We start from the raw sequence: 25661 nt of genomic DNA, 5'->3' as shown, positions 1-25661 counted from the left end.
TTTACGTTATTCGCTATTTATTTGATAGCGAATGCCAAGTGACTACAGTGGCTCATTGGGGTAGGCCACCTGCGCCTGGGCACGGATGCGCGCGGTGATGGCGTTCTCGCGGCCCAGCAAACGGGCGCTCTCCAGCAGGGCGGCAATCACTTTGGGTTCAGGCGAAAAGTGCAGCGTCTCCAGTGCGCTGGCATACAGCGCCGCGGCATTCTCGCGCGTGGGGATGGCGGTGGTTACGTCGGCAAACAGGACCTCCTTGTGGAACAGCCAGGAGCTGCGTACTTTCTCCAGCGTGTCCTCTTGGTAGGCGGGGCTGCGCAGCGCGGGTGGCATGAACAGCTGGCTGACCCGCGCGTAGTCCCAGCCCGCATAGGCCAGTAGCGGCAGCGCGCACGCGGCCACGGCTGTCAGCGCCGCAGCTACCGTGGGATGCATGGGTCGTGCCGGCGCGCGGCGCGTAGCCCACAGCAGCCACAGGCACAGGGCCACTGCCATCTGAAAGGGACCGTACCACAGCGGGTACTCCAGCAGGCTGTGCAGGCCGATCACGGCCAACCCAGCCCAGGCCAGCTGCCGCGCGGGCAGCGTGTCGCGCCAGGGCCGGGCCCACAGTACGGCGCCCAGCACCGCCGCACACAGCAGCAGCGCCAGCGGCACGCCCAGTTCCACCGCCAGGTGCAGGGGCAGGTTGTGCGCGTTGTCCAGAATCTCGCAAAAACGCTCGCCCTGGTAGGGGTGGATGAAGTGCGCAAACTTCAACCCGCCCCAGCCCCAGCCCAGCCAGGGCTTCTGGGCAATCAGCTCCAGCACATTGCGCCACAGCACGGTGCGGTCGCCGCAGCCGGAGTTTTCCTGAAACCGTTCCAGCACACCCAGGCTGGGGCCGCTGCCCAGACTTTCGTGCGAAGCTGAGATGTTGGGCAGCAGCAGCGCCGCCGTCAGGTATAGGCCCAGCGCCAGCGCACTCCAGCGCAGCGTGATGCGCTGGCCGTTGCGCTCCCACAGCAGGCCCAAGCCCACGATCAGCACCCACTGCAACGCCCCGGTGCGCGAGCCACTGGCCGCATTGCCCAGCGCCAGCAGTGTCAGGGCCAGTGCAATGCTGCCCAGGCGCAGCCGGCGCTGGCCCGCCGCCGTGTGTTCCCCCGCCAGATACAGCAATGACAGCAGGCCCAGCGAGGTCAGCGAGGCAAACTGGTTGCGTTGGCGCAGGTTGGCATAGGCTTGGCCCAGGTCGGCCGCATTGATCCAGGGCGCCGTGCGCACGTCGGCCAGGCCGAAGTACTGCAGCAGGCCGGCCACTGCACTCAGCAGCGCAGCCAGCAACCAGGCCGTGGCCACGGTGTGCGCCAGCGTGCGGGCGGGCAGTGACCCCCAGGCGGCGCAGCACAGCAAAACGACAGCGCACAGGCCCGACACCAGCGTTTGCACCATGGCCGGGTCAGGCCCCCAGGTGAAGGGGTTGATCCAGGGCAGCACCACGGCCAGGCCTGCCAGCAACGCCCACGCGGTGGCAAAGCGCGGCTGTGCGTGGGAGGGGGAGGGAGCGTGGAGCATAGGCGTGTATTGTCCAAACTTTCGCAACGCACTTTCTCTTCATGCACCCTGACCTGCTTCTTGCCCACACCCGGCTCTATCACCCCCTGGGCTGGGCGTGCAGCCCACCACAGGCCGAGGCCGAGAGTGCCGACTACGGCGCCCATGTGTTGACGGTGGCTGGCCTGCGTGTGCGTTTTCGCGCGGCCAAGATCACGCCCACCAAGGTGGGGCAGTTCGTCACGCTGTGGCAGCGCGTGGGGTCCGGCCCCATCCAGCCCTTTGACGCGGCGGACCCGCTGGACTGTGCCGTGGTCAGCGCGCGCCGTGGGGAACAGCTCGGGCAGTTTGTGTTTCCCATGGCCGTGCTGCGCCAGCACGGCGTAGTGTCGGTGGGCGGCGTGGGCGGCAAGCGTGCCCTGCGGGTCTACCCGCCGTGGGATGTGCCTGCCAGCCGCCAGGCCGAGAAGACCCAGCAATGGCAGTGCGGCTGCTTTGTGGACCTGAGTGATGGTGCGGTGGATCTGGACCGTGCCCGGCGGCTCTACGGTCTGTAGCCGCCCGGCCTAGCGCCGCCCGCGCACCACGGCGGCCAGCGTGGCCACCAGGGGCTCCATGGTTTCGGCAGGCACCTGCGCATAGCCCAGTAAAAAGCCCCGCCAGGGCTGGTGGCGCGTACCCACCGCGTGCAGGCTCAGCGCGGGCGCCACGATGCCGTGCTGCATGAGCCGCTCGCTCATGGCCACATCGTCCGCCTTGGGGTCGTGCAGGCGCAGCGCCAGGTGCATGCCGGCCGAACCGCCGTGCACCGTGGCCACATCGCCCAGCTGTTGCTCCAGCGCCGCCACCAGCGCATCGCGCCGCTGCCGGTACAGGCGCCGCATGCGCCGCAGGTGCAGGCTGAAGTGGCCGCTGCGCATGAACTCGGCCAGCGCCAGCTGGTCGGCGGTGCGCCCGCGCGGGGCGGCGCGCGCCAGCAGCGCGGTCAGCGGTGGGGCCAACGCCGCCGGCACCACCACAAAACCCACGCGCAGCGCGGGAAACATGGTCTTGCTGAAGGTACCCAGGTAGAGCACCGGCGCATCGGCCGCCAGGCCCTGCATGCAGGACAGCGGCGGCCCTTCATGGCGGAACTCGCTGTCGTAGTCGTCCTCGATGATCAGGGCCGCCGCGTTGCGCGCCTGGGCAATGAGCGCCATGCGCCGCTCCAGGCTCAGCACGCTGCCCACCGGGTACTGGTGCGAAGGCGTGACGTAGATCAGCTTGGGCCGATGCCGCAGCCAGTCGCCGGCCAGGGGTGCCAGGCCTTCTTCGTCCACTGCAATGCCAATGGGCTTGAGCTGCGCCCTGCGGAAGGCGGCCAGCGCGCCCTGGTAGCCGGGGTTCTCCATCCACACCTTGTCGCCGGGGTCGGCAAACGCGCGGGCCACCAGGTCCAGGCTGCTCTGCGTGCCATCGGTAATGAACACCTGCCCACTGTCCACCAGCGCGCCGCGCGCCACACGCAAGTGGTCGGCAATGGCGGTGCGTAGCGCCAATTCGCCTGCGGGGTCGGCGTAGTTCAACTGCGCGGGCTGCAAGGCGCGCCAGGCGCGGTCCAGCAGGCGGCGCCACAGCGTGGTGGGGAAACTGCCCAATGCCGGCACACCCGGTGCAAACCCCACGGACATCTCCGACCCGGGCAGGGCCGGCATGCCCTGCGAACGCCGTGACAAACCGGCGCGCAGCACAGGTGCTGCGGCCTTCGGCGCCTGCACCGCCGCCAACGAAGCCACCACCGTGCCGCGCCGTGCGGGCTGCACGAAACCATCTGTGGCGAGCTGGTCGTAGGCATAGAGCACGGTGTTGCGCGACACATCCAGCTCCAGCGCGAGCGTGCGGGAGGCTGGCAGACGCGTCCCACTGCCCAGCGTGCCATTGCGGATGGCGCTGCGCAGGCACTCGTGCAGCTGGCGCTGCTGCGGCCAGCGCGCGTGTGCTGTGTCTGCCTGGAAGCGGCTAAAGAGCAACTGGTAGTCCATGGAGCTATTTCAATAGTGGTTCTAAAAAATAGTGCATTTGTGGATCTTAATTTGGAGCCACATTTGCGCTACATTCTGCGCTCGCTTGACCCCTCCACCTCTTGAAAGGAAATCCGTGCCCGACACTGCCGCCCAGGCTCCCTCCGACCGCACCCGCATCCGCCGCGTAGCCGAAAACGCGCGCTACGACCGCGCCACCCTGCATGCCATCATCGACGCCGCCTACCTGTGCCACCTGGCGTTTGCGGACGAGAAAGGCACGCACTGCATCCCCACGGCCTGCTGGCGCGAGGGCGAGTACCTCTACATCCACGGCTCCAACGGCGGGCGCCTGCTCAAGCTGCTGCAAAAGGGCACGCAGGCCTGCGTCACCATCACCCACCTGGACGGTCTGGTGCTGGCGCGCTCGGCGTTCAACCATTCCATGAACTACCGCTCGGCCATGGTCTATGGCGTGTTTGAGCGTGTGGAAGACAAGCGCGCAGCGCTCGACACCTTCATGCAGCACCTGGCCCCGGGCCGCCAGCACGAGGCCCGCCCCGGCAACGACAAAGAGTTCGCCGCCACCACGGTCATGCGCATTGCGCTGGCGGAGGCCGCCTGCAAGGTGCGCAGCGGTGGCCCGGTGGATGATGAGGAAGACATGGCCCACCCGGCCTGGGCCGGCGTGTTGCCCTTTGCCATGGTGGCCATGCCGCCTGTGGTGGACCCGTCGTGCGCCCTCGCCGCTCCGGCCTATGTAAAGGCGTGGGCACGCGCAGGCTGAGGCATGACACAGGGGCTGGGAATCCTCCATAATTTCCCATGCCCTTGTCTTCCCCGCCAAATCGCTCGATGTCTCTGACCCGCCTGTTGGGTCGCCATCCCCGGTTGGTGGGTGCACTGTGTGGCTATGCGTTGGCATTGGCCATCGCCCTGGCCGCACTGCTGTTGGTACTGCAACTGCGTGTGCAAGAGATAGAGGCCGGCCATGCGCAGGTCGTGCGCACCATGCAGGTGGTGCAGACGGACATCCGAGAGTTGCTGGACGAACTCAGCCAGACCTACAAACCCGAGTGTTCGCCTGAAAACCTGAACCAGCTGCGCAGCCTGTTGTTCAGCCACCCCTATTCGGGTGACATTGGCTTGCTGGACCCCCAGCGCCAGCTGTTTTGCAACACCAGCATCGGCCTGCTGGCTGCGCCACGGCCCGCGGGCACCGGGGGCATTGACGGCTCTATTGGCCGCTATTACCGCGGCAGCCAGCTGCAGCTCTCGCAGGGCACGATCGCCGCCACCGTGGTGGAACGTGGCCGTTTCCAGGTGGCCATTCAGCCCGACGCCACGCGCAATGTGTGGCTGCAGTACGCCGATGGCGTGTGGGCCGGCGCCGGCAACCAGCGCACCCAGGTGTTCAAGGGCAAGGGCAGTGTGCTTCCCGAGTCCATGGTGGCGGCAGACACGCCGCACCTGCAGTTCTACGCGGGTCGGGGTCTGGTGCTGGTTACCACCACCGAACCTGGGGTCAGCCCCATCTCGGTCCAGTCTGCTGTCGCGCTGTGGCCCTTGTACCAAGCCCACATGGCCGTGCTGGTGGCGGTCGCCTGCGTATGCCTGCTGCTGGGATTTTTGGTGAGTGACGTAGTACGGCGCCGCTGCCGACACTACCAGTCCATGGAGTACCGCATCCATGACCTGTGCAACGCGGCCAATCTGGAGTGCCATTACCAGCCCATTCTGGATCTGGCCACCGGCCGCGTCGTGGGCTGCGAAGTGCTGGCGCGCCTGCGTGATGGGGACACGCTGGTCTACCCCGACCAGTTCATTCCCGCACTGATGCGCCAGAAACTGGGTTGGGTGTTTGACGCGGCCGTCAGCGCCCGTGCCCTGCGCGAGCTGGGCGCCGAGCTGCCTGTGCAGATGAACAGCTTCAAGGTGGCCCTGAATTTCTTCCCGCACAACCTGCAGCGTGACGTCATCCACAACCACCTGCAAGCGCAGTTGCAGGCTCTGCGTCGCAGCGACCTGCAGGTGGAGCTGGAGGTGACCGAGTACAACTTCTCTCCCGAGATCGTGCCGCACCTGCAACGCCTCAAGGCGGATGGTTATCTGATCTCGCTGGACGATTTCGGCACCGGCTACTCCAACCTGGGAGTGGTGAAAAAGGTGGCGCCGGATTTCATCAAGATCGACAAGTCGTTTGTGTTTGAAATGGAAGACATCACCCTGCGCTCCAGCCTGATCCCGGAGATCATTGGCATTGCCAAGGCGGTGCAGAGCCAGGTGATAGCCGAAGGCATTGAAACCGCGGCCCAAGCCACGCAGTTGCGCACATTGGGGGTGGACTATGGCCAGGGTTATTACTTCGCCCGGCCCATGGCCATCCAGCAGTTCCTGTCCTACCTGCAGACCCACCGTAACGCGGTGTGAGGCCGTACAGGCCCGAGGTCAGGCCTTGTTGAACAGCGGGTGCAAGGTGCTGTGCTTGCCGTCATACACCTCGGTGCCTTCGTCAATTTGCAGCGTGATGCCCAGGGGGTTCTGTGCCAGCAGCGCGGCAAAGTGCGCGCCCACAGCAGCGGTCAGTGCGTCCCCGATCTGTTTTTGCACTGAGGCGCTGCGCCCGCGTGCAATCCGCAGGTTCAGATAGACAAAGCCATAGTCCCCCTTGCCATCGGCCACCGCGCTATGCGCCGCCGGGTAGGCCAGCACGCGCACACCCCCGGTGGGGAAGACCTGATTTCCGGTTTCGTCGCGCTGCGCCAGCATGGTGTCGGCCATCGTGCGGCACAGGGCAGACATATCGGTTGCACGGTCCAGGTTGGCGGTGTACAGAATGACCAGATGGGGCATGGCAGACTCTCGGTGGGTGGTAGCGCACCGATGGTAAGGGCTCTGCACAACCCGTGCGCCCGCTAGTGCACGGGGCAGTTGCGCTGGTCTGGGTAGTCGCCACGGGCCTCAGCCAAACCCCCAACACCGCTGCCGCCAATCCACATCCGGCTCCCAGTAAAAACGCCAACTGGTAGCCGCCGTTTAACGCCTCGGCAGCACTGGCGCCGGTGTTGCGCAGGGTGTCCGTGCGGGCGTCGGCCAGACTGGCCAAGACGGCCAGGCCCAGGGCACCGCCCATCATGAACGCGGTGTTCACCACGCCGGATGCCAGTCCCGATTGTTCGGGGCCCACATCGTCCATGGCCACCAGCAGCAAGGGGTTGAGTGCCATGCCCGCGCCCAAGCCCAATAGCAGCATGCCGGGAATCACATCGCGCCACATGTCGCCGTTCACCGGTGCACGTGCAAACAGCGCCAGCCCCACTGCCGCCAGCATGAGGCCCAGGCACAGGGGCACGCGGATGCCCCAGCGCATCACCATCTTGGCCGACAGGCCCAGCGAGAACATCGCCATGAGCAGGTTGGACGGCAGAAACGCCAACCCCACCTGCATGGCGCTGTAGTTCAGCACCAGTTGCATGTACAGCGCCGACACAAAGAACGAGGCAAACATGGCCGCCGCCCACAGCACGCCAATGCCGTTGGCAATGGACAGGTTGCGCAGCTTGAACAGCCCCAGGGGCACCAGCGGCGCCTGCACCCGTGACTCGATCGTGATGAAAGCCATGAACAGCAGCACCGCGCCGCCCAGCATGCCCAGGGTTTGCAGCGTGGCCCACCCCACGGCGTTGCCGTTCACGATGGCGTACACCGCCAGAATCAGCGACAGCGTGACCGTGAGGGCCCCCGCCACGTCCAGCCGCGGGCGTTGTAGGGGCGGGGTGTCTGGGGGCAGCAGCGCCAGGCTGGCCACGCAGATGGCCACACCCACCGGCAGGTTCACCAAAAACACCCAGTGCCAGCTCAGGTTGCTGGTGAGCACGCCGCCCAACAGCACCCCCAGGCTGCCTCCCCCGGCGCACACAAAACCGTACACCCCCATGGCCTTGGCGCGGTCTTCGGGCTCGGTGAACAGATTCATGATGAGCGACAGCGCCACGGCCGAGACCACCGCGCCACCTACGCCCTGCACAGCCCGCGCCGCCACCAACAGTCCCTGGCTGTTGGCCAGCCCGCACCCCAACGAGGCGAGTGTGAACAGCACAATGCCCGCGACAAACAGCTTGCGCTGCCCGTACAAATCGCCCAGCCGTCCACCCAGCAGCATGAGACCGCCAAAGGTCAGCATGTAGGCGTTTACCACCCACACCAGGGTGGTCTCGCTGAAGCGCAGGTCGGCCTGGATGGAGGGCAGGGCCACGTTCACGATGGTCGTGTCCAGCACGATCATCAGTTCGCCCAGGCACAACAGCACCAAAGCGGACCAGCGCTTGTGCGCCAGCGGGTGCGCCGCACTCACAGCGCGCGTCCGTTGTGGTGGTGCACGGGGATGTCGTACACGTCTACCCCTTCCAGGCAGCGGATATTCACCGCTGCCATTGCCGTGCCGTCCGGGCCCACGGCTTCGCCAAACGGATGCATGCCGCAAGTGGGGCAGAAGTAGTGCTGGATCACGTGTTTGTGGAAGGTGTAGCTGCGCATGGCCTCCGGGGCGGTGCGCAGGTGCAACTGGGTGCGTGGCACAAACCACATCAGCGTGCCCTTGCGCTGGCAGATGGAGCAGTTGCAATCGGTGGCGCCCGTCAGTTCGCCCTCCACCTCAAATGCGATCTGCCCGCAGTGGCAGCTCCCTTGGTACGTCTGGTTCATGCGTCTACCCTTGTCGTTCCACCACAGTTTTCAGTTGGGCCAAGCCCACCGCAAAGTCCTTGCCGATCATCTTGTCCAGGTTCAAAAAGATGCCCATGACCTTGTGGATCAGCGTGTGCTTGTCGTCCAGGCTCCAGGTCACGCGCGTGGAGCCGCCCTCGGGTTCCAGATGGAAGCGGGCCACATTGCGCCCCTCAAAGGGTTTGATCATGTGCAGGTCAAACACCAGCAGCTGGGGTGGTTGCGCTTCGCGGATGCTGATTTCGCCTTGCCCCACCTGCTTGTTGCCCTCCCACGCATAGCGCGCGCCCACACCGGCAGCGGCGCCGCTGTAAGTCTTCTGCATCGCGGGGTCCTTGTTGTAGGGCGTCCAGGCATCCCAGCGGTGCAAGTCGTTGATCAGCGGAAAGATGGCATCCGGCGTTGCATCGATGCGGACCGAGCGCTCCACATGGAAGTTGTCCGGCTTGGTCGACGCATACAGCAGCACGCCCAGGACGAGGACGGCAATGGCGAAAACAATGAACATGGGTTTCCTCCTGTATTTTTGTCAGGGTGCAATCACCATCCAGCCGACGCCAAACTTGTCTTCCAACATGCCAAAGGCGGGTGACCAGAAGGTCTTGCCCAATGGCATCTTGACGGTGCCTCCCTGGGCAAGCGCCTGGAATGTGCGTTCGGCCTCGGCTGCGTCGGCCACACCCAGCGACAGCGTAAACCCCTTGAAGCTGGGTTGCATATCGCTGTTACCGTCTGACACCATCAGGAAGGTGCTGCCAATGCGCAAATTGGCATGCATGATCTTGTGCTCAAACCCCGCGGGTATGGCCCCGGGCGGAGGCGGATCGGGGGCTTCGTTCATGCGGATCTGGTAGGTCACCTCCGCGCCCAGCGCCTGCTGGTAGAAGGCAATGGCCTCCTCGCAACGGCCATTGAAAAACACATAGGGCTCAACTTTCATGGAAAACTCCTTAATTGTGTACACCGTCCACAAAGAGTAGCAAAGATAATGGACACTGTCCACATGTGATTGCCATGCCCCGATCTGTTTCCCCCCCCGTTCGTGATACCTACCGCCATGGCGACCTGCGCCGCGCCCTGCTGGATGCTGGCATTGCGCTGGCGCGCGAGGGCGGCCCCGCGGCAGTGGCGCTGCGCGAAGCCACGCGCCGTGTGGGTGTGGCACCCAATGCGGCCTACCGCCACTTCGCCAGCCAGCAGGTGCTGCTGCAGGCGGTGCGCGCCGCAGCCCTGCAGGGCGTGGCGCTATCCATGGAAAAAGAGCTGGCCACGCTGTCCCCTGACCTGTCTGCCGCCGACCACGCGCGTGCCAGCGTGCGTGCCGTGGGCACGGGCTACCTGCACTTTGCCCAGACCGAACCGGGCCTGTTCCGCACCGCATTTGCACCGTCCGACAAACTCATCCAGGCCACGCCCGAATTGCCCACCGCAGGCCCCGGCGGGCGCAACCCCTACGAGCTGCTCTGCGATGCGGTGGACCTGCTGGTGCAGGCGGGATTGATGCCGCCGGCACGCCGCCCGGGAGCGGAAATCTTGGCCTGGTCTGCGGTGCACGGGCTGGCCATGCTGGTCGTGGATGGCCCGCTGGCGGCGCCCGTGGGGCCGCACTTCCACCAGTTCGGCCAGCGCCTGCTGGATATGGTCGAAAAAGGCCTCTAGCCCCCGCAGAAATTGCGCGAGCAGCTCCTGTTTTTATAGCGACGCGGCTGCCATGCGCAGTCGGCGCGCCGCGTCTTCGGCACGCGCGTCGTCGATCTCGCGCAGCACGGCCGCCATGTCCACATCGGCGTTGGTGCGCTCGTAGTGGCCGGTCAGTGGTGTCTCGTTGCTGAGCATGCCGCCCTGGTACAGGCTCCAGATCTCGGGGCCGTAGTCGGTCTTCAAGAGCGCTGGCGCAAACTGGCCAAAGAAGTCGCGCAGGTTGGCCACATCGCGCAGCAGCATGCGCTGCGCGTGGTTGTTGCCTGCGGCATCCACCGCTTGCGGCAGGTCGATGATCACGGGGAAGTCCGCACCGTCGGAGTGTGCGAGCAGGATGTTGAACTCCGACAAGTCCCCGTGCACCACGCCTGCACACAGCATGCGCACCACCTCGGCTACCAGTGTGGTGTGGTGCTGCAGCGCTTGCTCGGGTGTGAAGGCCACATCGTTCAGGCGCGGGGCCGCATCGCCATCCGCATCCGTCACCAGCTCCATCAGCAGCACACCGTCGTGAAAATTGATGGGCTGCGGCACGCGCACGCCGGCTGCCGCCAGGCGGTACAGTGCATCCACCTCGGCGCTTTGCCACGCGGCTTCCTGCTCCTGCCGGCCAAACTTGCTGCCTTTGGCCATGGCGCGCGCCGAGCGCGAGTTCTTGACCTTGCGGTTTTCGGTGTAGTCCACTGCCTGGCGAAAGCTGCGGTTGTTGGCCTCTTTGTAGATCTTGGCGCACAGCGTCTGCTCGCCCGCGCGCACCACAAACACCATGGCCTCCTTGCCGCTCATGAGCTGGCGCACCACGGTGTCGATCAGGCCCTCTTCGACGAGGGACTGCAGTCTGGGGGGTGCTTTCATGGCCGGCCGTGCTCAGCGGCGCGGCAGCGACCAGCCGGCTTGCTGGTTGGCTTTGTTGTTCTCGTAGTCCCAGATGGAACCACAGCGGTCGCAGCGGTAGCGCGTCACGGTGACGGCGCGGCCATCGCGGTCTTCCTTGCGGTTGTCGCCCTGCACCAGTTCGGCGTGGCCAGGGGCGCGGCGCCAGTTGCGCTGGATGCCCCGGCAGGGTTCGCACAGCGCGGCTTCGCGGGCCAGTTCAGCGGCTTTGTAGTTATCGGTCATGGGAGGATTGTCGCCGCTTGGGGCATCCGCAACGCGCGTGCTATGCTTATTCCCATGTCGTGCACGCTCCGCCTCATCCCTTTTAGCGCCATGCCTGTGGCGCGGGCTCAGGCTGCACGAATGATTACCACCATTACAACCACGGCTGCCTGAGCGTCGTGCAGGTGGCCGTTCCGGCTGCCACCTGGTGTATCTCCCCGAACAACCCAGCCCAGGCAGCTGGGTTAGCAACTGTTCGGAGAGTTTTATGTACCAAGATCATCTCGCTAGTTTTGCTGTCAGCAGCCACGCCCCTGCCGCGCCTGTGCACGCCATCGCACCCCTGCGCATTGGCATGCTGGGCTTGGGCACGGTGGGCGCTGGCACCTACACCGTCTTGCGGCGCAACGCCAAGCTGATCGCCGCCCGCAGTGGCCGGCGCATGGAACTGGTGCTGATTGCGGTACGCAAGCTGGCACGTGCGGCCACCATCGTGGGCAACGATGTTGCGCTGACCGACGATCCCTTTCAGGTGGTGAACCACCCGGACATCGATGTGGTGGTGGAAGTGATGGGCGGCACAACGCTGGCGCGTGAGCTGGTGCTGCGCGCCATTGCCAACGGCAAGCATGTGGTCACCGCCAACAAGGCCCTGCTGGCCGTTCACGGCGAGGAGATCTTTACGGCCGCCCAGGCGCAAGGCGTGGTGGTGGCGTACGAGGGCGCGGTGGCCGTCAGCATCCCCGTCATCAAGGCGCTGCGCGAAGGGCTCTGCGCCAACCGCATCGCATGGGTGGCCGGCATCATCAACGGCACCACCAACTACATCCTGTCTGAGATGAAGACCAAGGGCGTGCGCTTTGCAGATGCCCTGGCCGACGCGCAAGCCAAGGGCTATGCCGAGGCCGATCCCACCTTCGATGTGGAAGGCGTGGACGCCGCGCACAAGCTCACGCTGCTGGCGGCCAATGCCTTTGGCGTGCCGCCCCAGTTCGACCAGGTGCATGTGGAAGGCATCACCGCGCTGGACGCCGTGGACATCGCCTTTGCCGAACGCATGGGTTACCGCGTCAAGCTGCTGGGCATTGCCAAGCGGCATTTGCAAGGGTTGGAGCTGCGCGTGCATCCCACGCTGGTGGCGGCCGACCATCTGCTGGCGCAGGTGCATGGCTCCATGAACGCGGTGATGGTGAAAAGCGATGCCGCAGGCCTGACCATGTACTACGGCGCAGGTGCAGGCTCCGAGCAAACCGCCTCGGCCGTGATTGCCGATCTGGTGGACCTGGCCCGCGTGTCCGACGTGGCGCCACGCCACCGTGTGCCGTCGCTAGCCTTCCAGCCCCACGCCATCGCCCGTTTGCCCGTGGCGCCCATTGCCGATGTTGAAACCGCCTGGTACCTGCGCCTGGACGTGGCCCGCGCCGCGCGCACGGTGCCGCAGGCCATGGGCTTGCTGGCCGAGGCGGGTGTGCGCGTGCAGCAGATGCAGGTGTTTGACCACGCCGAGGATGCCGAGCTGAATGCACTGGTGCTGTTGACGGACACCGTGCCAGAGCACCGGCTGCGCGCCGCCGTGGCGCAACTGGAAGCACTGCCCCATGTCATGGGCTTTGCCAGCACGCTGCGCATGGAGGCACTGGCCTGAGCGCTGCTCAGATCACCGCCTGCAGCCGCTGCACCGCCATCTCCACAAACGCCGTCACCGCGCGTGGCACATGGCGGCGGCTGGGGTAGACCACGTACATGCCTGCCGGCGCGCTCGCCACACCCGGCAGCACCTCCACCAGCGCGCCGCTGCGCAGGCTGTCCTGCAGTGCATTGATGGGCAGCAGGCATAGCCCCAAGCCCGCCTCGGCCGCCTTGCGCTGGGCCTGGCCAGTGCTGGCACCCAGGCGTCCATGCACCGCCACCTGCACCGGGCCGTCGGGTCCGTTCAGGCGCCAGCTGCCATGGCCGCCCGTGTGCGCGGGGCAGATGCAGTCGTGCAGGGTTAGGTCGTCAATGTTCTGCGGTGTGCCGCGCGCAGCCAGGTAGGCCGGGCTGGCTGCCAGCGCCAGGTAGCTGCTGGCCACCTTGCGCGCCACCAGGCTGGAGTCCGGCAGCTCCCCGCTGCCGCGAAACGCCACATCAATTCCCTCGCCCACCACATCCGCCATGCCGTCGCTCAGCACAAACTCCAGCTGCACGCCCGGGTGCGCGGCCAAAAACTCAGCCACCCAGTCCATCGCAAAGTAGTCAAAAAAGCCCGAGGGCGCGGCCACCCGCACATGGCCCTTGGGTGCCTGGCTGTGGCCGGCCAGTGCACTGGCCGCGTCTTGCAGCGTGGCGATCTGCGCCGCGCTCTGGTCAAACAGCGTGCGGCCCGCATCGGTCAGCGTCAGCTTGCGGGTGGTGCGCTGCAGCAGCCGGGCTTGCAGGCTGTCCTCCAGCTGCGCCACCTGGCGGCTTAGCGTGGTAGGCGGCATGCCCAAGCGGCGCGCCGCCTCGGCAAAGCTGCCGGCTTGCACCACCTGCACAAACAGCGCCATCTGGTTCAGGTCCAGCATCTAATTCCTAACGAAAACGGCATAGTGAATGCCAATTGTGGCGCCTACACAAGTAATAGGGCAAGCCCTAACCTACAGGCATCGCTTGATTCACCGTTTGAGGAGATCACCATGTCTGCAGCCGCTACCGCTGAAGTTACCGTCCAACAACGCCCCATCGTGCACCGCACGCGCGGCAGCACGCATGGCGCCATCACACGCCTGGTCAGCCCCGGCGACCTGGGCGAAGTGCTCAAGCCCTTCATCTTTCTGGACCGCTTTGAGGTGGCCGCCGGCGGCCAGCCGCCGCGCTTTGGCATGCACCCACACTCGGGCATTGCCACGCTCACCTACCTGATGAGTGGCCAGACGGCCTACGAAGACACCACCGGCGAACAAGGTGCCCGCGGCGTGCTGCCCAATGGCGGTGTGGAATGGATGATGGCTGGCGGCGGCGTGTGGCACACCGGTGCGCCCGACAACACCGAGCGCGTGCTGGGCTTCCAGCTCTGGGTGGCCATGCCGCCCGAGTTGGAGCTGGCCGAGGCGCACAGCATCTACCTGGGCCCCGAAGGCGTGCCCCACGCAGGCCCGGCCCGTGTGCTGCTGGGCAGCTACGGCGGCAAGACCAGCCCCATCCCCGCACCGTCTGACATGACCTACCTGGGCGTGCACCTCAAGGCCGGTGAGACCTGGCGCTTTGAGCCGCCCGCCGGCCACACCGTGGCCTGGGCCGCCGTGGGCGAAGGCGTGCTCACTGCGCCCGCCGCGCTGCGCACGGGTGACCTGGCCGTGTTTGACGACGCCGGTGGCGCCATCGAGTTTGAGGCGCAAACCGACACCGCCTTTGTGCTCGGCTCTGGCGTGCTGCATCCGCACGACCTCTACATGGGCCCCTACTCGGTCCACACCAGCGAAGCCGCCCTCCACCGTGGCCAGGCCGGCATCCGCGAACGCGCGCAGCTGCTGCGCCAGCAGGGTCGGTTGTAGTTCTGAAGAAAATGGCCGCTAGCCCCCGCAAAATATGGGCGGACAGCTATTGAATTTATAGCGTGGCCATGGCCGCAAGGTAGGCGGGCGCGGCGCCCGCCGGCGCGGTATCGGTTGTCACCGGTTCCGCGGCGACGTGTACGCGGTCCCGCCCCAGGTGCTTGGCTTTGTACAGCGCCCTGTCGGCTTGGGACACCAGGGCGGCAGGCTGCTGCGCTTGGCTTGGCTGCGTGGCCGCCACCCCAATACTGACCGATACCCTGCGCAGGCTGGACTGCAGGTGCACCAGCCCCAGCGCGGCCACACCGTCGCGGATGCGGGTGGCCAGGTTGGCAGCACCGGCCGCATCGGTGTTGGGCAGAATGACCGCGAACTCCTCGCCGCCGTAGCGCGCCGCCAGGTCCCCGGGCCGGGCACCGTGGGCCGCGATGACGCCGGCCACGCGGCGCAGGCACTCGTCGCCGCCCAGGTGGCCGTAGGTGTCGTTGTAAAGCTTGAAGTGGTCCACATCCAGCATCAGCAAGGCCAGCGGTTGCTGCAGGCGCTGCGCGCGCCGCCATTCGGTGGCCAGCATGTCGTCAAAGGTACGCCGGTTGGCCAGGCCCGTCAGACCATCCCGGCTGGCCAGCTGGGCCAGCATGGTGTTGGCCTGTGTGACACGACGGTACAACGACGTCAGGTCCACAAACAGCGACATCAGCACCACCATGGACGTGAACAGGCTGCCCACCTTGGCCAGGTACCAGCCCATGGAGAAACGGTTGGACCCATGGAACGTGAGCCACACGTCCAGGCTGGCCGCGATCATGCCCACAGCCAGCCAGACCTGCTCCGACGTCTTGTTGCGGATGCGCACCACGCTGAGCAAAGCCGCCACATTCACTCCCAATACGCCCCAGGCAATGAGTTGCATGGGCCCTTCAAAAAACGTCTTCCCGTTGGCAAACAGCGCCGGCAGCCAGGGCAGGCCCACCGTGGCCACGCCTGCCAGCAGCACCACGGCCGCCACCACCGCCACGCATTCGCGTAAGGGCCAAGGGCGCTTGCCGTGGTGGCCCGCCGCCAGGCGCTGCACATCCATGGCGTACCGCAAGATCAGCACCGCAAAGCCCGCGTGCCAAAAGCTCCACAGCCACACCGCGCTGACGGGCTCCCCGATCAGGTTGCCGGGCACAAAGGCACCTGGAAACGCCGCCATCAAGGGCAGGAAGATGACGGCCACATAGAGGTAGGCCGACCCCAGCTTGACGGTAGCCGCGCTGCGCTCGGCCACACCGCGGTTGAACAGCAGCGCAGCCAGCAGCACGTTGGTCACAAACATGGCTGCGCCAAAGGCCGTCATGTAGCCCGGCACGGGCGCCCAAGGGTTGTTGGCAAACGGTGTCAGCACAACGCCCCAGGCAATCAGCGCAGTGCCGACCAGCAACGCGTACCGCCGCTGTCGAACAGATACGGTGCATGCGTCGCTCACCGGGCTGACTGGTGGCATAGCGGGAAGAGGACCACTCATGGAACACTTTCCAACGAAATTCTTGGCCTGTGTGCACCCTTCTGCGAGGGCATCTGGCGGCAGGCGCCAGCGAACGACAACAGGATGGATCCCCTGGCAGGATTCTCCGCGCTTCGTTTCTTGATGGCAAGCAAGACAGGCTGTGGTGTTGCAACTCAATAGCTGTGTAAAAATACAGTATTTCAAACCCAGCCTTGCACCCGCCCCGTGGACCTGTTTGACGACCTGCCCCTGGCTACTGAGGACCTGCGCACCGCCATCGCGCCCGGTGCGGTGCTGCTGCGCGGCCTGGGTCGGGCGGACGATGTGCAGATGCTGTCCGCCGTGGAGTCCGTCATCGCCCAGGCGCCGCTGCGCCACATGCAGACACCAGGCGGCCACACCATGTCCATCCAGACCACGCGCTGCGGCAGCATGGGCTGGGTGTCCGAGCCCGGCGGCTACCGCTACGCCCCCCATCACCCCGGCACGCGCCAGCCCTGGCCCGCCATGCCGCCGTGTTTGATGGACTTTGCGGTGCGCGCCGCCCTGGAAGCCGGCTACCCCGACTTTGTGCCCGACTCCTGCCTGATCAACCAGTACCTGCCTGGCAACAAACTTGGCCTGCACCAGGACCGCGACGAGCGCGACCTGCGCGCGCCCGTGGTGTCCCTCTCATTCGGCCTGCCTGCCACCTTTCTGTTCGGCGGCCTGCAGCGCACCGGCAAAACCCAGCGCTTGCGCCTGGCCCATGGCGACGTGGTGGTCTGGGGCGGCCCCTCGCGCCTGGCCTTCCACGGCGTGCTGCCTCTGGCCGACGGCGACCACCCCCTGGTGGGGCGGCGGCGCGTGAATGTGACGTTTCGCAAGGTCGGCTAGGTCTGCTGTCCCAGCGCCTGTAGTCGCGTATGCGCCTCGCTGTCCCACAGCGGGGGCAACTGGTTCTTGGCGCGCAAGTAGTGCAGGCTGAACACATCCAGCCAAGCCTCCAGCGCCTGCGCGGCGCGTGGCTCGCCGGCAAGTTCCAGGCACAGAGCGCCTACCTCGCTGGTGCAAAAGTGGTCATCGCGGCGGCTGCGGCGCAGGCGGTAGCGCGAGATCTGCTCGGGCTGCAGGCTCAGCACCGGAAACCGGTCCAGGTACGGGCTCTTGCGGAACATCTTGCGTGCCTCGGGCCAGGTGGCGTCCAGCAAGATAAACAGCGGCCGTTTGCCCGGCATATCGTCAGTGACAGGAGGCAGCGTGTTCACCACCCGCCCCTCGGCCACAAACTCGCCGGGAAACACCACATAGGGCTGCCACTGCGGATCGGCCAGCAGGGTGAGCAGTGCGGGGTCCACCTCGGTGCGGGCCCAGCCAAAGGCCCAGGTGTCGGTCACCACGTCGGCAATCAGCCAGCCCGTGTTGCTCGGCTTGATGGGTTCAATGTCCGCCATCAGCAGGCACACGCCCGCTCGCGTGGGCATATCCGGCCGTAGCGCGCAGATGCAGTGCGAGGGTGCCACGCGGCAGTCCGGGCAGCGCTCGGCCTTCATGCCGCCGCGCGCCAGAAACGGTTTGGCACTGCGCGCCAGACGCGCTGCGCGCAGGCGGGAGACCGCGTGCGGGGGGTGGGGAAGCGATGGAGCAGCAGGCATTTTCAGCAAAAGGCTTTGCGTTGCAGGCGCAGCGCATCACGGTCGATGCTTGCGCGCAGCAGCTCCATGTCGGCCGCGCACACACCACGCTCGGCAAAGTGGGCTTGCCAGCCGTCCACCACGCGGGCCACATCGGCCACCAGCGCATGGGCGCGCTCGGCAGACAGACCAAACTCCCGGCGTTCGGTGAGTGCGTTGTCCAGCGTGGACTCTGCGCCCCGCGTTCCCACCTGCAGGGCTTGGTAACCCAAGTTTTGCAAGCTAGGCACCACGTCATAGGCTGGTGATAGGCCGTAGTAGCCGTCCAACCCCAGGCGCAGACAGTGGTTACGCTCGTGGTCGTCGGTGTTATCCATCAGGATGTTGAACACCATCCGTTTGAACAACTCCTCGCGCTGCGCGGCCTGTTGGTCAGGGTGGCCCAGGCGCAGCAATACGGTGCTCAAGGCGCTGTAGCTCAGAGACAGACCTGCAGCACGCAAGAGCACATGGGCGGAAAGGCAGTGGAGCCGCAACGGGCCCTGCCGGTCAAAGCGCTGAATGGTCAGCGCATGGCGTGCCTTGCCGTGGCGCGGTGCCAGCGGCAGCAGCCCGGTAGACGCGACCGTGATACCCGCCGTGGCAGCCAGCGTCATGGTGGCGTGCTCGATGCAGGGGGTGTCTACCGGGTCTTCCAGCTCGCTGAATTTCACCACGCACGGACCCTGTGGCGTCTGCAACAGGGCCTTGGGCCGCGCGCCCCCTAGCGTCGCACCTGGCTGCACCAGTCGCCGAACTTCTGGCGTGATGGGGGCCTGCTGCTGCACGTCTTCTACCGCCTGGGCCAGCTGCGCCAGATCGCCCAGCTGTGGATACGGGCCTATGCGGCGGGGCAGGTAGTGTTCGGCCGACACCGAGATACCCAGCGCCCCAAAGCGGTCGTCCCCCGCGAACAGCAGCATCTCCAACACCGAGAGCCGGGCCGGCCGGTCAATGTTGCGGATGATGCGCTCGCCCCAGCGATCGGGCCGTGCGTCGTCCAGCGCGCCGGGCACGCTGTTGCGTTCTCCCACGCTGAAGTCTTGCCCTGCAATCAGCGGCAGGTCTTCGCTCAGGGAAAAGTTCCACCACGCGGGGGCATAGGTAAACACGGCGCAGTCGGGCACCAGCGGCGACAACCGCAGCTCGCCCACCAGCGCAGGGCTGGCAGGGTTGACCAGTGCCCACACGTAGAGCCGGTCCTGGGGCACATAGGTGCTGGGGTGGATATCTTGGGTGGTCATTGCGGCTTGCTCAGTCCCTGTGCAGCGATCAAGGCGGCCAGCCCCGCTGCTGCATCACCACCACGCGGGCGGGTGGCCGCGGGCGCTGGCGTTGTGCGCTGAGGCTGAATGCGCTCGATTTCGCGCTCCAACGCCGCATGGTCCTGCTGCGGGGCAATCAGGTCCGCTAGCGTGGCCGAAGGGTTGATCAGCCACATGCACATCACATACGACGCCATGGCCACTGAGGGGTCGCCGCGCTCAATGCGGGCCATGGTGGGTTGCGACACCCCGAGCTTTTTGGCCCACTGCGCCTGCGTTTCATTGCGGCGCTTGCGTGCAATGACGATGTTTTGTGCCAGCAGCGCAATCTGCTGGACCACGGCCTGCGGGTAGTCAGCGGGAGGGGTGTTTTGTCGTGGCATCCATAGATATTAGCAAATCGCCATATTTATGTAAATCTATGGATTTACTCGCCAAATGAAATTCATAGAGTTCTTAAAAATGCATAAAAACATAAATCTATGAATGATGTCATTTACGACAAAGGCTTGGGCACAAAGCCAATTGTCAGCCCCGCATCCGTCACCGTGATGCTGCCGGGTTGCATGCCCAGGCCATCGGGCAGGGCCAGGTCTTGGGGGCGCATGCGGTGCACCACCACCTCCAGCAGTGTGCGCTCGGCCAGCGCCGGGCCATAGACGTTGATGAGCGCCATGGCCGCGGGCGGCAGGGTGGGGAACTGCAGGCGCTTCAGGCGCAGCTGGTGCGCGCGCACCGTGCGGTCGCTGGCCTCGTAGCGCAGCGCAAATTCCACGTCCAGCGTGCCCTGGTGGCTGCGGTTCAGCGCGGGGCCTGCGGCTTCCACCACCGCCTCGGCACCCAGGCGGTTTTGCGCGGGCAGCAGGCGCAGCGTGGGCACCTGCACATCCAGATTCAGCAGCCCCGGCACCGGGTAACGCATCGGAAAACGCTGTCCCACCGCCGCCTGCAGCGCCGCTATGGACACCTTGTAGCTGGGTTGCTTGGCGGGCTCGTCTTCGGCCTCGGGTTCTTCCGCCCATGCCAGCCGGGTGAGCGGCAGGCACAGCAGGGTGGGGAGAAACCAGCGGCGTTGCATGTCAGTTCTCAGCTTGTGTGGCGGCCAGCACCTTTAAAAACTCTGCGTCCTTCCAGTACTTCTCAAAGTCCGTATCGGCCATGAACTGCGAGGTGGGTTTGCCCAGGCGGCGCGCGGCGGTGATGCTGTCCAGCATGTGCGGCTTCTCGCCGTTCACCGCGTAGTAGCAGGCCAGGTTGTACATCAGCGTGCCGTTGGTCTGCTTGGTGGGGTCGAACTTGGGGCCTATCAGCGTGGCCATCACTGCGGGCACCAGATCCTTGTCCAGTGCGGCCAGCGGGGCGTAGATGGCCAGCGTCTGGCTGGCGATGACGGTGATGTTGTAGGGCTGGCCGGGGTCTTTGCTGTAGTGGCCAATAACGGGATGCACCTCTTTCAGGTAGTGGCGCACCAGCGTGGCCGTGGCCTTGAAATCCTTTTGCCCGTTGTAGGCGTTGATCAGCTCGGCGTAGGCCGCCGTCACGTTGGGTGCCAGCGCCTCGGCGTGTTCTTTGTCCTGTGCAAAGACCTGCGCCTGTTTCAGGAAAGCCGGCAGGCCCGCCGCACCGGGCACCTTGGCCGCCGCCGTGGCGGTCTGCAGCACGCCGCGCAGCGCGTGGTCTGACACCTTTTCCACCGGCGGCTTCATCACGTAGGTGAAGCGCGCCTTGGTCAGCGGCACCGCCTTGCCGCCGCCGCGCAGCTGCACCTGCATGCCCTCCATGGGGCCGCTGATATCGGGCACCTGCACCACCAGCTCCAGCGGCGTGGTTTGTACCTTGTTGGTGCGCAGCGTGTTGAAGGCGGTGGTGGTTTCTTCCACATCCAGCGCTACGCGCAGCACGGTGGTCTCTTCGTCGTACGACTTGTTCCAGTGCACCACCAGCGCCGTGGGCACCTGGCGCAGGGTAGGCCACAGCGGCAGCACATCCACCGTAGGGCCCTGGTCGGCATAGTGCTTCACCTTGGGGTCGCGCAGCCAGTAGTGCGCGGGCGGGGTGGCGGGTGTCTGCGCGGCAAACTCCACCATGCCGGTTACCGCCGTGCCGTTGGCCTTGGGGCCCTCAAACACCGGGCGCCAATCGGGCATCAGGCCCTGCGTGGCCGCGGGCTGGCCCGTGCCCTTGGGGCGCACCACATACAGGCCAATGTCTTTCTCGTAAAACGGCAGCAGCGCCGACTCGCCCGCGCGCTGCTGGTAGGTGCGCATATGCTGGGTGAACCAGGGGCTGGTGCCCGGTGCGATGGGTGCGGGGTCCCACCAGCGCATGTCGGAGAAGCGGTAGTCGCCCCGCGCATGGGCCACAAAGGTCTTGAACTTGATCACCTCGTTGCCCACATACAAATCGGTGTGGGCATCGCCAAACCAGTAGCGGTCCGGCAGGCTGCCGGGCACGCCCCATGCCTTCAGCGCCAGGCCGATGGTGGCGCCAAACACCTGCCCGCCCAGGCCATCTTCCAGGTGGTACTTGCGCCGATCAAAACCCGTCACCTTGGCGCGCGGGGGCGGGCTGTCGCTGTAGCCCTGAAACTGCTCGGGCTCCACCTCTTTCCAGGCCTGCGGCCGGGTCTTGTGGTCCTTCAGGCAGGTGGCTTTCCAGCGCAGCGCTTCGGCCGAGTGGGTGCGCTGGTTGCAGTAGTCATCCACATCGGCGCGGTGCGCGGTGATGTCCATGATCTGCGCCTTGCCCGCCTTCCAGATGTAGGCCCAGGCGGTGGTGTCCGTGTCGCCAAACTCCACCACATCCGCCTTGTCCAGCGTGGCGCGCAGCTCCGCGGGGGAAAGTGCGTTGCCGTTCAGCGCCGGGCCATAGGCCTTGCGCTGGCGGTCGCCGGTGAACACCCAGTCGATGTAATAGAGCGGCGTGAACGCCACGCCCGAGGTAAACAGGTCCGACGGCTCGCGCAGCGAATCCAGCAGCTCGCCCTGCGCGCTGAACTTCCACAGGTAGCCCCCCGCCGCGGCCACCACCTGCTTGGTGCGCGGAATGGCAAACAGCCCATCCATATCGCCGCGTAGCACCATGCGCGCCTCGTAGCTCTGCGAGGCCGCGGTGTTGTCCGACAGATGGGGGTAGGGCTCGGGCGGCTTGGCCCCAAGCAGTGTGCTGAAAAAAGTCAACATGGCAAACGCGCCCAGGGCGCGGGCAGACAGGATGGGCATGGCCCGATTAAACCGCGCCGGCTCAGGCCGGTTTGGGTGGCCGGTACAGCGCGCAAATCTTGTTGCCGTCGGGGTCGCGCAGGTAGGCCAGGTAGAGCTTGCCCACTGCGCCTTCGCGCCAGCCGGGGGGGTCTTCGCAGGTAGTGCCGCCGTTGGCCACGCCTGCAGCGTGAAAGGCATCGGCCTGCTCGGGCGATTCCATCTTGAAGCCCACGGTGCTGCCATTGCCAAAGGTGGCCGGCTCGCCGTTCAGCGGCTCGGTGATGCCAAAGCTCCCTGCCGGGCTGCGGTAGAAGTAGCGGCCGCAAATACCGTTGTGGTTGGCAACACCGGGGCCCAGGCCCAGCGTTCCCAAGAGCGCGTCGTAAAACTTCTTGGATACCTCCAGGTCGCTCACACCAAACATCACGTGACTGAACATGCGCATCTCCTCGTTTTTTTAAACCGTGGGCATCGTACGCCAATCCCCCCACAACCCGCTTGGTCGCCCGTTGTGCCCACAATACCGCGCACCAACCCACCACTGAGGAGCACACCATGGGAAGCACCGTCACCTTCAACCGCCCGGATGGCAAAGCCGTGCAGGGCTACCTGGCCGAGCCTGCAGCCGCCAACGCCCCCGCCATCGTCGTCATCCAGGAGTGGTGGGGCCTCAATGACCAGATCAAAGGCGTGGCCGACCGCCTGGCTGCTGCCGGCTACCAGGCCCTGGTGCCTGACCTGTACCGTGGCAAAGCCACCGTCGAAGAGGAAGAAGCCCACCACCTCATGACCGGGCTGGACTTTGGCGACGCTGCCGGCCAAGACATCCGTGGTGCCGTGCAGTACCTGAAAGCCCGCGCCCCCAAGGTCGGCCTCACCGGCTACTGCATGGGCGGCGCACTCACCCTGCTGGGCGCCACCCAAGCCCCCGAGCTGGACGCCGCCGTGGTCTGGTACGGCTGCCCGCCGCTGGACTACATCGACGCCAGCAAGATCAAGATCCCCCTGCAAGGCCACTGGGCCACGCAAGACCAGTTTTTCAAGATTGAGACGGTGGACGGCCTGGAAGCCAAGCTAACGGCTGCGGGTGTGCAGTTTGAGTTTCACCGCTACCTGGCCCACCACGCCTTCGCCAACGAAACCGCCGTCGGCCCCGGCCGCATCGCCGCCACGCAGTACGACCCCGTGTGGGCCCAGCAGGCCTGGGACCGCACGCTGCGCTTCTTTGGCAAGCACTTGGGCTAATTAACCCTTAAGCGCAGGCTGCTCCCAGCCAGGCACGTTCACCGCATAGCGCGTGGCTTTGCCCACGCCCTCAACACGCAGCAGGCCGTGGGCCAGCAGATCAGCCAGGTCGCGGGTGGCGGTGGCTTTGGATGTGCTGGTGATCTTGGCGTATTTGTCCGTGGTCATTCCGCCCAAGAAGCCCCCACCCGAGTCCACATGTCCGGCCTCCAGCAGGCGCTCCAGCACCTTTCGCTGGCGTTCATTGGTTTGGCACTGCGCAGCCCGCAGCCGGAACTGCGCCTTGTCGGTCGCGTCCCGCACCACGGCTTGGCTGGTAATGCACGCGCGGGCAAACGCCTGCACAAACCACTGCACCCACGGTGTTGCATCAATCGCGCTTGCCTCTGGCGCTATGCCCCGCAGGCGCTGCGCATGGTTCAGCGCGTCGTAATACGCGGCGCGGGTTTTGAGCATTTGGTGCGCCACGCCATACACCCGCACCAGCGCCGGGCTGGCCTGTGCGTCTTGCGCGTGCATGTCTTGCGCCAGCGCCATGTCCGCCAACGCGCGACCCAGGCGACCATTGCCGTCCTCAAACGGGTGGACGGACTCAAACCACAAGTGCACCAGAGCCGCCCGCGCAATGCCGTTCACCGCAGTGGCACCCGTAGCAGGGCGTGTGCCTTCAAACCACGCCAAAAAATGCGCCATCTCCGCAGGCACCTCCGCAGAAGGCGGCGCCTCGTAATGCACCACCTCGCGCCCCAGCGCACCGCTGACGATCTGCATGGCGTCAGCGTGGTCGCGCACGCGCCCCACCGCAATGCGCGTGATGCCCGACGTGCCCCCCGGAAACAGCGCCGACTGCCAGCGGCACAGCCGGTCCAAGTCCAGTGCGGCGCTGTGGTTGGCCAGTGCGTCGCCCATCACTTGTACCAAGCCTTCCACCGACCGGTCAGGGCCCGGTGCATCCGCCAATTGAAGCCGGTGCGCCACCGACGAGCGCAGGGATTCCAGATTGAGCTGCTCACCCTCAATGGCGGCAGTGGCCAGCGCCTCTTGCACCCACAGCTCGCGCTGCACCGCGTTGGCTTGTTCCAGCCCAATGGCGCTTAGCAGCCCCAACAAGCGACCCTGCTCCAGCCGCGCCTGGTCCAGCGCTGGAGCCACTGCCGCCGCATCAAAGGTGAGCTTCGGCCAAGCAGGGTGCTGCCAGATGTAGCGGGGATGCGGGAGTGCGGTAGGCATGAGGCGTATTTTGAACGATACGGCTCAAAAAGTGAGGTGTATTTGCGCAAATACGGCTCAGCCTAGGAAAAATAGGCTTGCCTCAGCCCATAGGCGTGCACAGCTCCACCAAAAAACCGTTGATGTCGGCCACATAGGCAATCGTCTGGCCCCAGGGCATCACCTCCAGCGGGCGCATGGGCTTGGCTCCGGCGGCTACGGCGCGCTCTAGTGCGGCGGCTACGTCTGGCGTGCACAGCGCTATCTCAAAGCAGGGTGCCGTGGGGCTGGCGGCCTGCGGGTTCTTGCCCAGCTGTTGCATGAGCCGGTGCGCCGAAAACGCCAGCGCCGTGCTGCCGGTCTCCAGCTCGCCGTAGTCCCCGCTTTCATGCAAAAAGCGCGTGGTCAGCCCAAAGGCTGCTTCGTAGAACTTGAGCGTGGCGGGTACGTCCGGCACGTAGAGGATGGTGTAGCCCAATTGCATGGCAAGTTTCCCTTTGGTTTGTAATACCCCATTTGTACCAAGAGAGTTCGCCATGAAAACACTATTTGCCTCGCTGCTGCTCAGCAGCCTTGCGCTGGCCGCCAACGCCGAGACCGTGGGCGCTGTCAGCACCACCTTCAAACTGCTCAGCCCCAACGACAAGGTGGTGGTGGACGTGTTTGACGACCCCGCGGTGAACGGCGTGGCCTGCTACCTGTCGCACGCCAAAACCGGCGGCTACGCCGGCGCGCTGGGCCTGGCCGAAGACACAGCAGACGCCGCCGTGGCCTGCCGCCAGGTGGGCCCCATCAGCTTCAAAGAGAAGATCGAGAAGCAAGACGAAGTGTTCAAGGCCAGCGCGTCCTTCCTCTTCAAGCACGTGCGCGTGGTGCGCATGGTGGACGTGAAGCGCAACACCCTGGTCTATCTGGTGTACTCCGACAAAATCATCGACGGCAGCCCCAAAAACAACGTGACCGCAGTGGCCGTGCCGGCGGAGCAGCCCATTCCTCTCAAATAGGTTTTATAAGAAAATC

General features: G+C 65.7%; 28 protein-coding genes. 9 read left to right on the top strand and 19 right to left on the bottom strand.

Translation table 11 applies throughout. The annotated features are described in order from the left end of the window. Positions 1-42: 42 nt before the first annotated feature. The gene (locus AC07OE_RS15610; RefSeq protein ID WP_495071494.1) at positions 43-1557 is read right to left on the bottom strand and encodes a PglL family O-oligosaccharyltransferase; all 1515 of its coding nucleotides are present in this window, start codon (positions 1555-1557) and stop codon (positions 43-45) included. 41 nt (positions 1558-1598) lie between these two features. On the opposite strand from AC07OE_RS15610, the gene AC07OE_RS15605 reads away from it, so the two are divergent. Continuing rightward, the gene (locus tag AC07OE_RS15605) at positions 1599-2093 is read left to right on the top strand and encodes a MepB family protein (protein ID WP_495071493.1); all 495 of its coding nucleotides are present in this window, start codon (positions 1599-1601) and stop codon (positions 2091-2093) included. 9 nt (positions 2094-2102) lie between these two features. Here the strand turns inward: AC07OE_RS15605 and pdxR are convergent, their stop codons facing one another. Further along, positions 2103-3557, bottom strand: coding sequence for a MocR-like pyridoxine biosynthesis transcription factor PdxR (gene pdxR, locus AC07OE_RS15600; RefSeq protein WP_495071492.1), 1455 nt, complete (start codon positions 3555-3557; stop codon positions 2103-2105). Positions 3558-3672: 115 nt separating this feature from the next. Here pdxR and AC07OE_RS15595 point away from each other — a divergent pair, with 115 nt between their 5' ends. After that, on the top strand, positions 3673-4323 hold the full coding sequence (locus AC07OE_RS15595) for a pyridoxamine 5'-phosphate oxidase family protein (protein ID WP_495071491.1): 651 nt from the start codon (positions 3673-3675) through the stop codon (positions 4321-4323). Between the two features lie 68 nt (positions 4324-4391). Further along, entirely contained in the window at positions 4392-5966 is a 1575-nt protein-coding gene (locus tag AC07OE_RS15590) for an EAL domain-containing protein (protein ID WP_495071490.1), read from the top strand. 18 nt (positions 5967-5984) lie between these two features. Here the strand turns inward: AC07OE_RS15590 and AC07OE_RS15585 are convergent, their stop codons facing one another. Genes AC07OE_RS15585 through AC07OE_RS15565 form a run of 5 tightly spaced genes read right to left on the bottom strand, consistent with a single transcriptional unit; the run spans position 5985 to position 9201 of the window. Continuing rightward, positions 5985-6338: a 5-carboxymethyl-2-hydroxymuconate isomerase gene (locus AC07OE_RS15585; RefSeq protein WP_495071489.1), complete on the bottom strand. Its 354-nt coding sequence runs from the start codon at positions 6336-6338 to the stop codon at positions 5985-5987. Continuing rightward, positions 6223-7890: a DHA2 family efflux MFS transporter permease subunit gene (locus AC07OE_RS15580; RefSeq protein WP_495071488.1), complete on the bottom strand. Its 1668-nt coding sequence runs from the start codon at positions 7888-7890 to the stop codon at positions 6223-6225. The genes AC07OE_RS15585 and AC07OE_RS15580 overlap by 116 nt, the downstream gene beginning before the upstream one ends. Then, positions 7887-8240 carry a GFA family protein gene (locus AC07OE_RS15575; protein ID WP_495071487.1) on the bottom strand — a complete coding sequence of 118 codons (354 nt, stop codon included), beginning with the start codon at positions 8238-8240 and terminating at the stop codon, positions 7887-7889. The genes AC07OE_RS15580 and AC07OE_RS15575 overlap by 4 nt, the downstream gene beginning before the upstream one ends. A 4-nt stretch (positions 8241-8244) precedes the next feature. Next, entirely contained in the window at positions 8245-8769 is a 525-nt protein-coding gene (locus AC07OE_RS15570; RefSeq protein ID WP_495071486.1) for an SRPBCC family protein, read from the bottom strand. A gap of 21 nt (positions 8770-8790) precedes the next feature. Further along, complete coding sequence (locus tag AC07OE_RS15565) at positions 8791-9201, bottom strand: VOC family protein (protein WP_495071485.1); 411 nt, start codon at positions 9199-9201, stop codon at positions 8791-8793. A gap of 74 nt (positions 9202-9275) precedes the next feature. On the opposite strand from AC07OE_RS15565, the gene AC07OE_RS15560 reads away from it, so the two are divergent. Continuing rightward, entirely contained in the window at positions 9276-9920 is a 645-nt protein-coding gene (locus tag AC07OE_RS15560; RefSeq protein ID WP_495071484.1) for a TetR/AcrR family transcriptional regulator, read from the top strand. A 33-nt stretch (positions 9921-9953) separates the two neighbouring features. On the opposite strand, the gene AC07OE_RS15555 is transcribed toward AC07OE_RS15560, so the two are convergent. Continuing rightward, a complete protein-coding gene (locus tag AC07OE_RS15555; protein WP_495071483.1) occupies positions 9954-10817 on the bottom strand; it encodes a PA4780 family RIO1-like protein kinase in 864 nt (287 codons plus the stop codon). A gap of 12 nt (positions 10818-10829) precedes the next feature. Continuing rightward, the gene (locus AC07OE_RS15550; protein WP_495071482.1) at positions 10830-11081 is read right to left on the bottom strand and encodes a hypothetical protein; all 252 of its coding nucleotides are present in this window, start codon (positions 11079-11081) and stop codon (positions 10830-10832) included. Between the two features lie 313 nt (positions 11082-11394). On the opposite strand from AC07OE_RS15550, the gene AC07OE_RS15545 reads away from it, so the two are divergent. Then, positions 11395-12705: a homoserine dehydrogenase gene (locus tag AC07OE_RS15545; protein WP_495071598.1), complete on the top strand. Its 1311-nt coding sequence runs from the start codon at positions 11395-11397 to the stop codon at positions 12703-12705. A 7-nt stretch (positions 12706-12712) separates the two neighbouring features. Here the strand turns inward: AC07OE_RS15545 and AC07OE_RS15540 are convergent, their stop codons facing one another. After that, positions 12713-13606 carry a LysR family transcriptional regulator gene (locus tag AC07OE_RS15540; protein ID WP_495071481.1) on the bottom strand — a complete coding sequence of 298 codons (894 nt, stop codon included), beginning with the start codon at positions 13604-13606 and terminating at the stop codon, positions 12713-12715. Positions 13607-13717: 111 nt separating this feature from the next. Here AC07OE_RS15540 and AC07OE_RS15535 point away from each other — a divergent pair, with 111 nt between their 5' ends. After that, positions 13718-14575 (top strand): pirin family protein, encoded by an 858-nt coding sequence (locus tag AC07OE_RS15535; RefSeq protein WP_495071480.1) that lies wholly within the window; start codon positions 13718-13720, stop codon positions 14573-14575. Positions 14576-14630: 55 nt separating this feature from the next. On the opposite strand, the gene AC07OE_RS15530 is transcribed toward AC07OE_RS15535, so the two are convergent. After that, positions 14631-16085, bottom strand: coding sequence for a sensor domain-containing diguanylate cyclase (locus AC07OE_RS15530; RefSeq protein ID WP_495071479.1), 1455 nt, complete (start codon positions 16083-16085; stop codon positions 14631-14633). A 207-nt stretch (positions 16086-16292) separates the two neighbouring features. Between AC07OE_RS15530 and alkB the strand changes: the two genes are divergently transcribed. Beyond that, a complete protein-coding gene (gene alkB, locus AC07OE_RS15525) occupies positions 16293-16943 on the top strand; it encodes a DNA oxidative demethylase AlkB (protein ID WP_495071478.1) in 651 nt (216 codons plus the stop codon). On the opposite strand, the gene AC07OE_RS15520 is transcribed toward alkB, so the two are convergent. The 6 genes from AC07OE_RS15520 to AC07OE_RS15495 all read right to left on the bottom strand — a co-directional run bounded on the left by AC07OE_RS15520 (position 16940) and on the right by AC07OE_RS15495 (position 22626). Continuing rightward, positions 16940-17701, bottom strand: coding sequence for a tRNA-uridine aminocarboxypropyltransferase (locus AC07OE_RS15520; RefSeq protein ID WP_495071477.1), 762 nt, complete (start codon positions 17699-17701; stop codon positions 16940-16942). The two genes, alkB and AC07OE_RS15520, sit on opposite strands and share 4 nt — an antisense overlap. 2 nt (positions 17702-17703) lie before the next feature. Next, complete coding sequence (locus tag AC07OE_RS15515; RefSeq protein ID WP_495071476.1) at positions 17704-18963, bottom strand: type II toxin-antitoxin system HipA family toxin; 1260 nt, start codon at positions 18961-18963, stop codon at positions 17704-17706. Continuing rightward, complete coding sequence (locus AC07OE_RS15510) at positions 18960-19367, bottom strand: helix-turn-helix transcriptional regulator (protein ID WP_495071475.1); 408 nt, start codon at positions 19365-19367, stop codon at positions 18960-18962. The genes AC07OE_RS15515 and AC07OE_RS15510 overlap by 4 nt, the downstream gene beginning before the upstream one ends. A gap of 113 nt (positions 19368-19480) precedes the next feature. Next, complete coding sequence (locus tag AC07OE_RS15505) at positions 19481-20062, bottom strand: DUF1439 domain-containing protein (protein ID WP_495071474.1); 582 nt, start codon at positions 20060-20062, stop codon at positions 19481-19483. Between the two features lies 1 nt (position 20063). Then, positions 20064-22205 carry a TPR end-of-group domain-containing protein gene (locus tag AC07OE_RS15500; protein WP_495071473.1) on the bottom strand — a complete coding sequence of 714 codons (2142 nt, stop codon included), beginning with the start codon at positions 22203-22205 and terminating at the stop codon, positions 20064-20066. A 22-nt stretch (positions 22206-22227) separates the two neighbouring features. Continuing rightward, positions 22228-22626 (bottom strand): VOC family protein, encoded by a 399-nt coding sequence (locus AC07OE_RS15495; RefSeq protein WP_495071472.1) that lies wholly within the window; start codon positions 22624-22626, stop codon positions 22228-22230. Positions 22627-22742: 116 nt separating this feature from the next. On the opposite strand from AC07OE_RS15495, the gene AC07OE_RS15490 reads away from it, so the two are divergent. Further along, a complete protein-coding gene (locus AC07OE_RS15490) occupies positions 22743-23432 on the top strand; it encodes a dienelactone hydrolase family protein (RefSeq protein ID WP_495071471.1) in 690 nt (229 codons plus the stop codon). On the opposite strand, the gene AC07OE_RS15485 is transcribed toward AC07OE_RS15490, so the two are convergent. Both AC07OE_RS15485 and AC07OE_RS15480 read right to left on the bottom strand, forming a co-directional pair. Beyond that, positions 23433-24662, bottom strand: coding sequence for a Fic family protein (locus AC07OE_RS15485; protein WP_495071470.1), 1230 nt, complete (start codon positions 24660-24662; stop codon positions 23433-23435). A gap of 82 nt (positions 24663-24744) precedes the next feature. Beyond that, a complete protein-coding gene (locus tag AC07OE_RS15480) occupies positions 24745-25125 on the bottom strand; it encodes a VOC family protein (RefSeq protein ID WP_495071469.1) in 381 nt (126 codons plus the stop codon). A gap of 52 nt (positions 25126-25177) precedes the next feature. On the opposite strand from AC07OE_RS15480, the gene AC07OE_RS15475 reads away from it, so the two are divergent. Further along, a complete protein-coding gene (locus tag AC07OE_RS15475) occupies positions 25178-25645 on the top strand; it encodes a CreA family protein (protein WP_495071468.1) in 468 nt (155 codons plus the stop codon). Positions 25646-25661 lie beyond the last annotated feature (16 nt).

It is taken from the genome of Rhodoferax sp. GW821-FHT09E07, from assembly GCF_059416145.1.
The sequence above is the reverse complement of the archived record's forward strand: the minus strand, read 5'-3'. Positions and strand labels throughout refer to the sequence as shown.